The organism is Wenzhouxiangella sp. 15190 (assembly GCF_003417465.1).
In the GTDB taxonomy this organism is placed as follows: Bacteria; Pseudomonadota; Gammaproteobacteria; order Xanthomonadales; family Wenzhouxiangellaceae; genus Wenzhouxiangella.
Genome location: NZ_QVMV01000012.1, coordinates 83,584 through 96,230 on the forward strand (window position 1 = coordinate 83,584; position 12,647 = coordinate 96,230).

Consider the following 12,647-nt stretch of genomic DNA (forward strand, 5'->3'; position numbering starts at 1 on the left):
CACGAAACTCCGAGTGATCCACATCAATGGCTGTATTTGCTGCTCTGAGCATTCTGAAAAGTAAGGGTGAGGGTTTAGCTTCGAATTAACCGCTCCCACAGGCCGTTGATCCAGTCCATCATCTCGGCGACGAACGGCTCGTGTATTGCTGTGGGATCGACGGTCCAGATGTCGATGTCGGGGTGACCGGGTGCGGCGTATTCCCAGTCGATCAGATACACCTGTTCACCGGTGTCGAGGATGTTGTCGGGGATCAGGTCGTGATGAACCAGGCAGGCTGACCAGGGTGACGTGTCGAAGGATTCGAGTCGTGGCTCGAAGGATTCCCACGCTTGTCTCAGTTCACGGTCGACTCGTTGCATCTGTTCGAGCTGCTGCCAGTAGTGGCACAGGTAGGCGTGATATCGGCGTCGGGGCCAGTCCGGTGTAATCCGGTGAAGGCGTTCGATCATCGCCCACAGCCGGGCTCGTTGCTCGGGGTTTTCCAGATCTTTCGTCGTCCAGGTTCGTGCCGATAGATATGGGAATATGACGAAGCGCTGGTCGGGATCCCAGTACCAGACGGGGCGGGTAAGGCCGGCATCCCATGCCAACGTCAGGATTGCGTGCTCGCGTTCACGATCGATGCCCAGCCGGGCCGGGTTGGGATGATTGACCCGCATCAGGAGATCGCCGGATCGTCCCGGCGCGCTCAGTCGATAGTTGCGGTTGGTTCTTCCCGCTTCGATCGGTTCGATCAATCGCGGTCGATCGTTCAGCGCCAGGCCCCAGTCACGCCAGGTGTCGATCAGGTTCTCCGGGCTCATGGGCCGGTTTGCTCCTGGGCGGTTGCCTGCTGCCGATAATCTCGATGCCAGCTTATCCAGCCGAAAACGGAAATGACCAAGTAGGACGCGTGCAGCGTGGCCGTCAGCGCCATGCCCCGGTCTATGAACAAAAAGATCGCCAGGCTGTTGATCACCATCCAGTACGACCAGTTTTCCAGCACCTTGCGCGCCACCATGAAGGTGGTCACCACCGCCCCCCAGGTCACCAGGGAGTCGAGGTAGGGCCAGGCCGCCTGACTGTGACGTGTGAGCAGGTAACCCGAGACCAGCGCGCAGGCCGCGATCACGCCCAGTGCCAGCGCGTGCCGGGAAAGCCGCCAGCGCGTGATCGGCAGCGACCCTTCGCTGCCTTCACCGTGCCGCCAGTGCCACCAGCCGTAGACAGCCATGGCCATATAGTAGACGTTGAGTGCCGACTGCATCAGCAGCTGCACGTTCCAGAACAGCACGGTGAAGATCGTCGTGCTGACGAACGCGGCGATCCAGCACAGCCGGTTCTGTCGTACGGCCAGCAGCAGGTAGGTGACCGCCAGCACGACGGCCGCCAGTTCCCAGCCCGACATCGCTGCCCAGCGCTCGGCGATCTGTTCGAGCCAGCGCTCCGGGATCATGTCGAATGCTCCGGGCGATCAGAAGGCATAGCTTGCCGAGACCCCGACGACCCGCGGTTCGCCGAACTGGTAATAAGGCTCGGTCGCATACCCCTTGCGTGGGTCGTTGCCGAAGGCGCCGAAGCCGCGCGTGCGGATATCTTCGTTGCCGAGGTTGCGTGCCCACAGCGCCACTTCCCAGCGCTCCTGTCGGTAGCCCAGGCGCGCGTTGAAGATCTCGTAAGCGTTGGAGCGCTCACTGTGCCGGCTGGAGAAGAAGAAGGAATCCTTGCCTTCGGCCTCCACGCGCAGATACCAGCGATCGGACAAATCGAAGATCGCGCCCAGGCCGAACATGTATCCCGGCGCATGCGGCAGCTCGCGACCGTCCAGGTTGACCGGCTCGCCGGTTTCCGGATCGGCGTCGACGTGAGAGAAATTCAGGAAATCGTCGAACTGCGATTCCAGAATGCCGAGGCTGGCGAAGGCGCGCATGCGATCGTTGACCCGCCAGTCGAGTTCCGTTTCCAGGCCGTAGCTGGTGCCGCCGGTAGCGTTGGTCTTGTACTCGACGAATTGGCAGGGGCAGGAATCACCCTCGATGGGTTCGACCAGGGACTGCTCGGTCTGCACCTGGTCACGGTCCTGGAAGAACACTGCGGTCCGCAGGTTGACTCGGCCGTCGAATAGTCGAGTCTTGACGCCCAGCTCGTAGTTCCAGAGTGTTTCGGTGTGGAATGTCCGGAATTCGTTCGGGATGATCGAATCGGCGTTGACGCCGCCGGCCTTGTAGCCGCGCGAGGCCAGCGCGTACCACAACCCGCCCCGCTCGCTGCGGTATTCCAACATCAGCTTGCCGCCCCACATGCCCTCATCGGGCCGGAAGGCCGCGCCGTCGCTGTCGCTGTAGTCGACGTCGCGCCACTCGCGGCGCAGACCGGCGCTGAGCTGCAGGCTTTCTCCAAGCGGGATGTCTAGCTGGCCATAGAGCGCCCGGCTTTCGGTGTCGTAGTCGAACAGGAAATCCTCGGCCAGGAAGGTGTACTCGCGTCGCAGGTTCTGGGACTGTTCGCGCGAATACGCGCCGACAACCCAGTTCAGTTCGCGTGGGGCATTGCTGGAAACCGCCCTGACGTCCAGCGTGGTGTTGCGGTCGCCGCGGATGTAGTTGTCGAAAGATGAGTAGCCGGGAAACACGCACTCGAAGACATCGCAAAGGCCTTCGAAAGCCCAGTCCTCGTCGTAGCCGTATTCCATGTCGGCGTCGGTGTGGCTGACCAGTGCCTCGATATCGAAGGCCTGATGCGCGCGCCAGTTGACCCGGACCGAACCCGCCATGGTTTCCTGTCGGTCATGCCCCGGTTCGTCGGACAGGGTGGTGCGGGTGTTGTCCAGTGAAAAGGCGTCGTAGCCGTTGTCCACGTCCAGGTACAGTCCGGTCAGGTCGATCTGCAGGTCCCGATGGGGCTGCCATTGCAACTTGGTCCGCAGGGTTTGCTCGTCGATGTGCTGGTTGTCGTCGATGCCGAGAAAATCGTTTTCCTGGAAGCCGTCGCTCTGGTGATTGGCATAGGCGACGCGATAGCCCAGCGACTCGCTGATCGGACCGGAGACCACCCCCTCGAACGAGCGCATGCCGTAGTTGCCGGCGCCGAGTTCCAGGCGACTGGTAAACACTTCGGTGGGGCTGCCCGAAACCATGTTGATCATGCCGGCCAGGGCGTTGGCGCCGAACAGCGTGCCCTGTGGGCCGCGCAGGATCTCGATCTGTTCGATGTCGAGCGTGGTGGCCGCGCCACCGAGGCCGGTCATGTCGATGCCGTCGACCAGCAGGCCAACGGATGCGTTCATCGGTTCGACGAACTGGCTTCGGGAACCGATACCGCGGATCTGGAAGTAGCGCCCGCGCGAGGCGCCGGTGGAGAAGTTGATGTTGGGGGCGGTGTTGAGCACATGCTGGAGATGCGAGGCACCGCGCTGGCGCACCGTCTGGCCGTCGATCACGCTGATGCTGCCACCGAGGTCGAACAGGCCGCTACCGTAGAAGTCGGCTGTGACGACTATGCGATCCTCGATCTCCCAGGGTGAGGAGTCGGATTGCGCGGCGGCGCCCAGTGGGATCGCCATCAACAGGGCAGTGAGGGCTGATGTTTTCATGCTGAGTCTCCGTGGTTCAAGTTGGTGGAGACCCGGAATGCGCGGGGGATATTGTCGAAAGCCACCCCGAACAAGGGGTGCTTTTTCGTTCCTGTCCCTACGCCGGCATTAACCGGATCAGGTTCAACGGGTCCACCCTCAGCGGGTGTCTCAGGCGATAACGCCGCCCCGAGGAATCGGCACAATTATAACGTGTTGTCAGGCCCGGCGTGATTACCGTCTACTAGTCCCGCAGCCTTCGGCACATGCAAATGCCGACGCGCGCTCACGGCACGAGCCGGCCCGAACCGCTATGCTGGGTGGCATGCGGTTGTATCGCAGTCTGATCCGGTTCCTGCGCGTGGTCACGCACCTGTATTTCATCGAGGTGCGCTCTTCGGGACGCGATCATGTGCCCCGGGAAGGTCCGTTGATTCTCGCGGCCAATCACCCCGGCTCGGTTCTCGACGCGATCCTGCTGAGTACGCAGGTCCCGCGCCCGATTCGCTATCTCGCCCGCAGCGGTCTTTTTCGTCTGCCGCTTCTCGCCACGCTGTTTCGATCACTGGGTGCCATACCGGTCTATCGGCCACACGAGACGGCCGATGCAAGTGAGCGCAACCGGGTGACATTCGCCCGGGTTCATGAGCATCTGGAACTCGGCGGCTGCATCGGAGTGTTTCCCGAAGGCCGCAATTCCCCCTGGGCGAAGGTCGGGCAATTGCGAACGGGTGTGGCGCGTATGGCGCTGGGCGCCGAAGCGCGCAATGATTTTGCGTTGGGTCTGGTGATCGTCCCGGTCGGCATCAATCATGATCGGCGCGATCTGCTGACTTCGGACGCGCTGCTTCGCTTCGGCAAGCCGATCCGCGTGGCAGACTACCGCCAAATCTACCAGGGCGATCCGGAAGTGGCCGTGCAGGCATTGACCGACGAGGTGCAGCAAGTGCTTCGGCGACAGGCCTTGCACATAGCCGACCGTCGGCTCGAACGGATGGTTTCCGATCTCGAGACGGTCTTTTCGGACCGGCTGGCCAGGCTTCTGGATCAGGGTGAGTCTTTGTCGAGTGAGGAGCCCGAACCGACCCTGGCCAAGCGCTGGGTGTGGAAGATGTTGCGCTGGTACCACCGCTCGAGCGTCGCCGCGGGTCGCGCCCTGGAACAGCGGATTCTCTCGCGTCAACTGATCAGTTCGGTCTTGTCACGGACACTCGAGCAAGATCCGAAGTCGTTGGTGGCGTTGAGGATCCACCTCGAGCGTTACAAGGACCACCTGGCCCAGGGGCGCCTGAAGGCGGCACTGCAGCAGTCTTTCGACCACCCGGTGCGGGAACGCTGGGTTCGTCTGCGGATGACGGTCTTTGCCGTCGTGACGGCGCCGGTGGCGTTGTTCGGGTTGGCGCACAATGTCGTGCCCTATCTGATCACCAAGTTCCTACCCCGGATCTTTCGCGACGAGGCCGTTCGCACGTTCGCTTTCTTCGGTATGGGCGTGCTGGCATTTCTCTCCAGCTACGCTGCCGTGGGTTACTGGCTGTGGCGTTCGAGCGAGCTTGCGTGGCCGTGGATCCTGGCCTATATCGCTGTTCTACCGCCAACGGGTTTCGTTGCGCTGGGCTATCGCCGCAGCATTCTGGCCTACCGCGACAAGATCCTGGTGCGGACCTTCGTCTTCGATCAGGCCCAGCTCGTTGAACTGTTGCGCAGTGAGCGCGAGTCGCTGTTTGCGCGATTCGAAGCGTTGAGCGAGCGTTACAGAGATTGATGCGGAGTCAGGCGCAAGTGTGACGGGCATCTCGTTTCGGGTTCGCGCTATCGGATTGTCCGGGCGGATCCTGCCGTTTACGCCTCGCGATGAACAATGACTCGTTAGAATGACGCGCTTTTCCGATCTGAATTACTGCATTCGCATGGATGTTCGAAATCTCGCCCCGGCTTCAGCCGGCTGGTGGGCGGCGCTGGGCTTCGCCATGTCGTTGACGGTGACCGCTTTTAGCCACGCTGCCGAGACGGCATTGCCGGGTACGGAGCGCGCGGACGGTCCCGGTCAGAACGAGGAGACGGTGATTTATCCGCGGTCGTTCTTCGACATGTACAGCCCGGTCGATGCGCTCGACATGGTCAATCAGCTCCCGGGCTTTCGCTTGATCGAAGGCGGCGGCAGTCGCGGATTCGGCGGGAACGCCGGCAATGTGCTGATCAACGCTGAAAGGCCGAGCAGCAAGCAGGATCGCTTGTCGCAGATCCTGTCACGCATTCCGGCAGCCCGGGTCGAGCAGATCGAGCTGGTGCGGGGTGATACCGGCTCCCTGACCGCGGGTGGACAGTCCGTGGTCGCCAACGTGGTTCTTCGCGATGAAGGACGCGCGAACTGGACGTGGAAGGCGCAGGTCGAACAGGACACCGACAGCGGCGGTCCCGAGCCGGGCGGCAGTGTGTCGATGGTTGCACGAAGTGGCAATACCCGCTATGCGGCGGGTGTGGAAGCACGGCACTTTTTCATTGGCAATGTCGCCGATGAGCGCCTAGAAGTACGCGGTGTCCCGGCAGAGTGGCGCGATGATGTCGAGCAGACGCAGGGCAATGACTTTGCAGCAAGCTTCAATTCGGAGACCGATTGGGATTCGACGGTAGCGCGCTTCAACGGCAAACTCGAGCATCAGGTGTTCGATTTTTTCGAGCGCTCGGAACGTACGCCGCAGTCAGCGGACGAGTCGCCGTTCAGTGTGCATCGAGACACCGACAGCGACGAATACGAACTCGAACTTGGCGGCGATCTCCAGTGGCAAGCAACCCCGCAGACTGATGTGAAAACCATACTGGTATTCAATCGCGAGTGGAAAGACAGGATTTCCGGCCGTCGGCGTGAAGTCGAAGACTTGTTAATTCGACGCCAGCGGGCGAATCGCGAGACACGCGAGGCCGAAAGCATTGCGCGGGTCGAAGTCGACTGGACCGGGTGGGACGACCACTACCTGGAATTCGATTTGGAGACCGCGCTGAATGTGCTCGACAACCAGCTCGAGCTGGCCATCGACGATGGAAGCGGTTTCAGTCCCGTTGTGGTGCCCGGTGCCGACTCGCGCGTCGAGGAATGGCGGGGCGATGTCCAGATCAGCGATTCCTGGCAGATCGATGCCTGGACCCTGGAGCCGTCGTTGGGCGCCGAGGTTTCGCGCATCAGTCAGACCGGTCCCCAGGGACGCGAGCGTTCATTCTTTTTCGTCAAGCCGTCACTGGCGATGATCCATGCACCGGCTTCCGAGCGACAGACCCGGATCAATCTTCGCCGAAGCGTGGCGCAACTCGATTTCGGTGATTTCGTCAGCGCCACGAACTTCGGCGACAATGAAATCAACCTCGGCAATCCTTCCCTCAAGCCCCAGAACACCTGGATTGCAGAGGTGGCTCACGAACGTCGCTTCGGTGAAGTCGGCGTTGCCACGGCAAAGATGTTCTTCAACTACGTGCGCGATCTGCAGGACCGGTTGCCGATCGACGGGAAGGACGTACCGGGCAACATCGGAGACGGGCGTCGATGGGGCATGGAGCTCGAGACAACCATGCCCATGGACCCGATCGGACTGGATGACGCGCGTCTGGACATGGACCTGCGGTGGCAGGATTCGAGCGTTGAAGACCCGGTCACCAGCCGGGACCGACCGTTTTCCGGAGAGTCGAAATTCCGAATCCATACCGAGTTCCGCCAGGATGTGCTCGCTGCGCAGACTGCCTGGGGGCTGGAGGCTTATTACGAGGATGCTGTCACGCGCTACGAGCTCGATGAACTCGACACCAGGGATGATGGTGTCGATCTGACGTTTTTCATCGAGACCACGCGTTTCCTGAGTACGAAAATGAGGCTGGTGGCACAGAATCTGCTGGATCGCCGCTTCGGCCGGGATCGGCGGGTTTTCGAGTCGAGTCGTGTGGAAGGGGAGGCAGCCTTTCGAGAAGTCCGCGACTTCAGGCGCGGCCGTTCGCTGATTCTCTCACTCAGCGGGAGCTTCTAGCTCGAGCAGGGAGACAAAATCACGACGCCAGTTTTGCGGGAAGGCCGTACTGACCGGGTGTGTCCCGCGCCCGACGATTAGTCGAGTATCATGCCCACATGTCTTTGTTTATTCTGATTGGCGGCATGATCGGCTTGTTCGCTGGAGGCTTCGGCGGTTTGCTGCTGGGTGCTGCCATGGGTTACGGCGTCGGGTACCTGATGTCGCGCGTGCTGTTGCCGCACGGGCTGGGCGCAATACAGCGACAGTTTCTCGACTCGACCTTTGCCGTCATGGGCGCGCTGTGCAAGGCCGACGGGCACGTGACGCGTGACGAGATCCGTGTCGCTGAACAGTATTTCGGCAAGCTCGGGCTTTCGAAGGAGCAGCGTCAGGCTGCGCGGAATTCCTTCAACCGCGGCAAGGAAGAGGGCTTCGACCTGGCTGCCGAGATCGAGCTTCTGCGCGGTGTGGTCCGCAATAACCAGCCGTTGCTGCAGCTATTCCTCCAGATTCAACTGTCGGCGATCGCAGCCGACGGCGTACTGCACGACGACGAACGCGAGATGCTTCTGCGCGTGGCGCGTCTTCTCGGTTTGTCCGAACTCGACGTCAAGCGGCTCGAAGCCACCCTCAGGGGTGCTTCCAGTGCAGGAGTCGGCGGTGCCGGAGTGCCGGACGGCAAGTCGCTCGAGGATGCCTATGCTGCCCTCGGCGTGGATTCCTCGGCCAGCGACGCCGAGGTCAAGAAGGCTTACCGCCGATTGATGAGCAAGTATCACCCCGACAAGCTCGCCAGCAGCGGCATGCCCGAGAACATGCGTACGGTCGCCGAGGAGCGAGTACGCGATATCCGCAAGGCTTACGACCGGATCAAAGAGCATCGTGATCGACAGCAGGCGGCTTAAGAACGCCAGCGAGGATCGATCATTGTGATCCGACTGCTCATCACCCTGATCGTCGCTTACGGCATCCTGGTGCTGCTGGTCTATCTGCTTCAGCCACGCCTGCTTTTCATGCCGAACTTCCAGGGGCGCGAACTGGCCGCAACACCCGCGCAGATCGGCCTGCCTTACCGCGATGTGACGCTGTCGACCGAAGACGGCGAAACCCTGCATGGTTGGTGGCTGCCGCATGATCAACCGCGCGCTACGCTGTTGTTCTTCCACGGCAATGCCGGCAATATCTCGCACCGGCTCGACAGCCTGAAAATCTTCCATGAACTCGGGTTGCAGGTGTTTATCATCGATTACCGCGGCTACGGTCAATCCAGCGGCAAGCCGTCGGAGGCCGGTGTGTACCGCGATGCACAGGCAGCCTGGAACTGGCTGACGGAAACCGAGGGCGTGCGCCCCGAGAACATCATCCTGTTCGGGCGTTCGTTGGGCGGCGCGGTTGCAAGCCGGCTCGCCGGGCGTGTCGAGGCCGCAGGACTGATCGTCGAATCCACGTTTACCTCGGCGCCCGATATCGGCGCCGAGCTGTACTGGTGGCTGCCGGTTCGCCTGCTCTCACGCCTTGAGTTCAATGCCGCCGATCACATTCGCCGCACCGACCTCCCGATCCTGATCGTGCACAGTCTCGAGGACGAAATCATCCCCGTCGAACACGGCCGCCGCCTTTACAAGATTGCCGGTGACCGCGGGACCATGCTGGAAATCCAGGGTGGGCACAATACCGGTTTCCTCGAGTCCGGGGAGCGCTATCGCAAGGGTTTACAGCAGTTTGTCGAAGCTGCGACCGACTGAGTTCGAACGAAACTGATGGCAGTCTCGGCTACCTGAAACCGTAGCGTAGGTGAGACCGAATAATGAAGGAGGATTTATGCCTCGATTCGACAGGTACAAGATGATTCGCACCAATCGCTTTTTTGCCCTGACATTGCTGCTGGTGAGCCTGGCTTCCTTGGCAACCGCCAAACCGCCTCACCTGATTCGCGACCACCTGCTCAACGACTCAGACAAGTCCATTACCTCGGTGAACTCGGTTGAATCGTTCCACGCCGAGGCGCTGGACGATCTGGTGACCACCGGAATCTGGAAGGTCGCCTACAACAGCGAAGGTAACGACGGCGAGAGCCTGGTTTTCATGGCCGTCAAGGACGGCGAGGTGCTGCGCATCCATCGCTTCGATCAACCCAGAACGCGCGAAAACTTCTTGAAGCTGCTCCCGGACGACTTTCGGGTGACGTCTGATGAGGACGCCAAGCGACTGGTGGCCGCAACGCTGGCGTTGTATTTCGGGTTTCCGTTCAGCGAGCCGGAAAAGACGGTTGACGAGTTGCGCGTCGAAAAGCGCAACGGCGAGTATTTCTTCGTTGACGGCGAACGTTTCGGCGATGCCACCGGCTATCACATCACCACCGACGACGAAGGTCGTGTTACCGGCTATGAATACAGCTGGGAGTTGCCGGTTGCACCGCCGGAAAACTGACCGGTCAGCCACAAGAAGCCGCAGCCTAGTGTGCCCCGCCAGCGCGACGATTCGCGCCCGCCGACGGTTTTGGGCAGTATGGCGTCAGCAAGGGAGCAGGAACGGCATGGGTCGCCATCCAGCCGGTATGTGCCCGGGTAGACTTTTGACGCGCGCGCTATAACGAAATAGTCAGGCTTACGTTATTGATTACGAGGATTATTCAGGTCAGGGTTCAGCCAATCGATATACGAGGTGGTGGCAATGTCTGATTCAAGAAGTAAGGCCGTTCAAAGACGGACGCTAGGTGCTTTCCTGCTTGTTGCCGGCCTGGTCCTCTCTGTCGGGGCCGTGCAGGCCGACACGGGCTGGCCCCGGATCGTGAATTCGGAAGACGGCACCCCGATCTCCTATGAAGTACACGGTTCGGGTGAGCCCATGCTGGTCTTTGTGCATGGCTGGAGCTGTGATCGTCGTTACTGGCGCGCGCAGGTACCCCATTTTTCCGGGAATCACCAGGTGGTGACGGTCGACCTGGCCGGTCACGGTCATTCGGGCTTACAGCGCGAGTCTTACTCCATGGCAGCGTTTGGCGAAGATGTGCGCGCAGTCATCGAGGCCGTTGGCAGTGACGATGTCGTGTTGGTCGGGCATTCCATGGGCGGCCCGGTAGTGGCGCATACGGCCCGGCTGTTGCCGGATCGGGTCATTGGACTGGTCGGTGTGGACACTTTCCACAACCTTGACCAGGAGATGACGCAAGAGGGAATGGATGAATGGCTTGCACCGTTGAAGAGCGACTTCCGCGAAGGCACCGGTCAGTTTGTTGCCAGTATGTTTGTGCCCGAAACCGATGAGAACCTCCGTGACTGGGTGATCGCCGACATGTCTGCCGCGCCTTCGGCCGTGGCGCTCAGTTCCATGGAGCACATGTTGGACGACGCAATAACCGGAGGGGCAAGAAAGGTATTTGATGGGCTCGATATCCCGATCGTGACCATCAATGCCGACCTGTGGCCGACCGATGCCGAGGCCAACCGCAACCATATGCACTCTTTCGATGCCGTCATCATGGAAGGCGCCGACCATTTCCTGCACATGGCACGGCCCGAGGCGTTCAACGCCCACCTCACCGAAGTGATCGCCCGGTTGGCCGACAGCGACGGCACTCGAAACGATTGACGCTGCTGACGTTGTCGGCCCGCTGCTACACCGCCCAGTCGGAGCTTTCCATTGCATTGGCAAGATAGTCGATCATCAGGCGCAGCTTGGGGGCGATGTGGCGACGTGAGGGGTAGAGGGCATGGATATCGAGTTCGCCGGCGCGGTAGTCGGGCAGTAGTTCGACCAGGCGGCCCGCCTCGAGATCGGCACCGACAAGGAAGCTAGGTTGGAGGATGATGCAACGATGCTGCAGAGCGCCTGTTCGACAGGTGTCGCCGTTGTTTGAATGCAGCGCCGGGCGCAGGCGCACACTGACTTCGCCGTCCGGTCCCGTGAAGCGCCACTCGTCGCCGAGCGCGAAATAGCTGTAGGACCATATGGCGTGATCGGCCAGCTCCTGCGGGTGTTTTGGTGATCCGTTTTGCACCAGGTACTCGGGCGAGGCACACAGGATCATGCGCGTGGTCGACAGCCGCCTTCCGATCAGCGTCGAATCGGGTAGCCGGCCGATGCGAATGGCCAGGTCGTAACCTTCCTCGACCAGGTCGACGGTTCGGTCCGACAGGGTGATATCGAGTTGTAGCCGAGGGTGTTGCTCCAGGAAGTCGCCCCAGAGACTGGAAAGGTGCTGAACGCCGAAGCTCACCGGTGCGTTGATGCGCAACCGGCCTACGGCCTCAGCGCTGCGTTCGGTGATTTCGGCCTCGGCCTCCGACAGTTGCTCGAGCAGCTCGCGGGCGCGTTCGAGAAAGACTTCTCCTTCCTCGGTCAGCGATAGCCTTCGGGTGGTGCGGTTAAGCAGGCGCACGCCCAGTCGCGATTCCAGCGCGGCCAGTTGCCGGGAGACCGCAGCCGCTGACAGGTCCAGCGCATTGGCCGCGCCGACGAAGCTGCCTGCGTCGACCACGGCGCTGAACACCTGCATTTCCTGAAAGCGATCCATTGTTGCATGTTGCGCAATAAACAATCACATATCAAGCTGTTTATTCCGCCATTCGAAGCTCCTAGGATGGTTTCCAACGCGGGGCCACCTGGCCCGGAAACTCATTCTCGAAGGAGCACATCATGAACACCACGACTTTTAAAAATCTGCTTGTCACACGCGCCGGTTGGGGTCCGTTGGCCCTGCGACTGGCCGTCGGCATTATTTTCGTCGCGCACGGCGCACAGAAACTGTTCGGCTGGTTCGGCGGTCACGGTCTGGAAGGTACGGCCGGCTGGATGGCCTCGATTGGCCTCGAGCCTGGTCTGCCAATGGCCCTGCTGGCCGGCAGCGCCGAGTTCTTTGGCGGCCTGGCATTGATCATCGGCCTGTTGGTGCGACCGGCCGCCGTGACACTGGCCTTTACCATGCTGGTGGCGATCTTTGCCGTGCACTGGTCCAACGGTCTGTTCATGGCCGACAATGGCTACGAGTTCGCGCTGTCGCTGTTTGCCATCAGCCTGGCCCTCGTATCCAGCGGCGGCGGCAAGGCATCGCTCGACGATTACCTGAGCGGGTCGGCTGAAGCCTGATCGTTCATTCC

General features: G+C 61.1%; 11 protein-coding genes and 1 riboswitch. Of the genes, 7 read left to right on the plus strand and 4 right to left on the minus strand.

All coding sequences use genetic code 11. The annotated features are described in order from the left end of the window. Positions 1-74 precede the first annotated feature (74 nt). From DZK26_RS03840 to DZK26_RS03850, 3 genes are read right to left on the minus strand one after another with little or no spacing between them, the layout of a single operon-like run. Positions 75-806 carry a choline/ethanolamine kinase family protein gene (locus DZK26_RS03840; protein WP_116898686.1) on the minus strand — a complete coding sequence of 244 codons (732 nt, stop codon included), beginning with the start codon at positions 804-806 and terminating at the stop codon, positions 75-77. Next, complete coding sequence (gene pnuC, locus DZK26_RS03845) at positions 803-1,438, minus strand: nicotinamide riboside transporter PnuC (protein WP_181918433.1); 636 nt, start codon at positions 1,436-1,438, stop codon at positions 803-805. Before pnuC ends, DZK26_RS03840 begins: the two co-directional genes overlap by 4 nt. 18 nt (positions 1,439-1,456) lie before the next feature. Continuing rightward, positions 1,457-3,574: a TonB-dependent receptor gene (locus tag DZK26_RS03850; RefSeq protein WP_116898687.1), complete on the minus strand. Its 2,118-nt coding sequence runs from the start codon at positions 3,572-3,574 to the stop codon at positions 1,457-1,459. Positions 3,575-3,650: 76 nt separating this feature from the next. Further along, a riboswitch (TPP riboswitch) is annotated at positions 3,651-3,755 on the minus strand. A 111-nt stretch (positions 3,756-3,866) separates the two neighbouring features. Between DZK26_RS03850 and DZK26_RS03855 the strand changes: the two genes are divergently transcribed. From DZK26_RS03855 to DZK26_RS03880, 6 genes are all read left to right on the plus strand, one after another. Next, positions 3,867-5,318 (plus strand): 1-acyl-sn-glycerol-3-phosphate acyltransferase, encoded by a 1,452-nt coding sequence (locus DZK26_RS03855; RefSeq protein WP_116898688.1) that lies wholly within the window; start codon positions 3,867-3,869, stop codon positions 5,316-5,318. 109 nt (positions 5,319-5,427) lie between these two features. After that, positions 5,428-7,566 (plus strand): TonB-dependent siderophore receptor, encoded by a 2,139-nt coding sequence (locus tag DZK26_RS03860; RefSeq protein ID WP_116898689.1) that lies wholly within the window; start codon positions 5,428-5,430, stop codon positions 7,564-7,566. Between the two features lie 98 nt (positions 7,567-7,664). Next, entirely contained in the window at positions 7,665-8,453 is a 789-nt protein-coding gene (gene djlA, locus DZK26_RS03865; RefSeq protein WP_116898690.1) for a co-chaperone DjlA, read from the plus strand. Between the two features lie 24 nt (positions 8,454-8,477). Then, complete coding sequence (locus DZK26_RS03870) at positions 8,478-9,293, plus strand: alpha/beta hydrolase (protein WP_258870882.1); 816 nt, start codon at positions 8,478-8,480, stop codon at positions 9,291-9,293. A gap of 76 nt (positions 9,294-9,369) precedes the next feature. Further along, positions 9,370-9,978, plus strand: a complete 609-nt coding sequence (locus DZK26_RS03875) for a hypothetical protein (protein WP_147306687.1) — start codon at positions 9,370-9,372, stop codon at positions 9,976-9,978. A 330-nt stretch (positions 9,979-10,308) separates the two neighbouring features. Continuing rightward, positions 10,309-11,139 carry an alpha/beta fold hydrolase gene (locus DZK26_RS03880; RefSeq protein WP_181918435.1) on the plus strand — a complete coding sequence of 277 codons (831 nt, stop codon included), beginning with the start codon at positions 10,309-10,311 and terminating at the stop codon, positions 11,137-11,139. 25 nt (positions 11,140-11,164) lie between these two features. On the opposite strand, the gene DZK26_RS03885 is transcribed toward DZK26_RS03880, so the two are convergent. After that, the gene (locus tag DZK26_RS03885; protein WP_116898693.1) at positions 11,165-12,064 is read right to left on the minus strand and encodes a LysR family transcriptional regulator; all 900 of its coding nucleotides are present in this window, start codon (positions 12,062-12,064) and stop codon (positions 11,165-11,167) included. A 122-nt stretch (positions 12,065-12,186) separates the two neighbouring features. Here DZK26_RS03885 and DZK26_RS03890 point away from each other — a divergent pair, with 122 nt between their 5' ends. Continuing rightward, a complete protein-coding gene (locus tag DZK26_RS03890) occupies positions 12,187-12,636 on the plus strand; it encodes a DoxX family protein (RefSeq protein WP_116898694.1) in 450 nt (149 codons plus the stop codon). The last annotated feature ends 11 nt before the right edge of the window (positions 12,637-12,647 follow it).

Excerpts from the sequence above, each read along its gene's own strand:
- pnuC (WP_181918433.1), bottom strand. The coding sequence starts at position 1,438 with ATGATCCCGGAGCGCTGGCTCGAACAGATCGCCGAGCGCTGGGCAGCG.
- djlA (WP_116898690.1), top strand. The coding sequence starts at position 7,665 with ATGTCTTTGTTTATTCTGATTGGCGGCATGATCGGCTTGTTCGCTGGA.
- DZK26_RS03885 (WP_116898693.1), bottom strand. The coding sequence starts at position 12,064 with ATGGATCGCTTTCAGGAAATGCAGGTGTTCAGCGCCGTGGTCGACGCA.
- DZK26_RS03840 (WP_116898686.1), bottom strand. The coding sequence starts at position 806 with ATGAGCCCGGAGAACCTGATCGACACCTGGCGTGACTGGGGCCTGGCG.
- DZK26_RS03890 (WP_116898694.1), top strand. The coding sequence starts at position 12,187 with ATGAACACCACGACTTTTAAAAATCTGCTTGTCACACGCGCCGGTTGG.
- DZK26_RS03850 (WP_116898687.1), bottom strand. The coding sequence starts at position 3,574 with ATGAAAACATCAGCCCTCACTGCCCTGTTGATGGCGATCCCACTGGGC.
- DZK26_RS03875 (WP_147306687.1), top strand. The coding sequence starts at position 9,370 with ATGCCTCGATTCGACAGGTACAAGATGATTCGCACCAATCGCTTTTTT.
- DZK26_RS03860 (WP_116898689.1), top strand. The coding sequence starts at position 5,428 with ATGACGCGCTTTTCCGATCTGAATTACTGCATTCGCATGGATGTTCGA.
- DZK26_RS03855 (WP_116898688.1), top strand. The coding sequence starts at position 3,867 with ATGCTGGGTGGCATGCGGTTGTATCGCAGTCTGATCCGGTTCCTGCGC.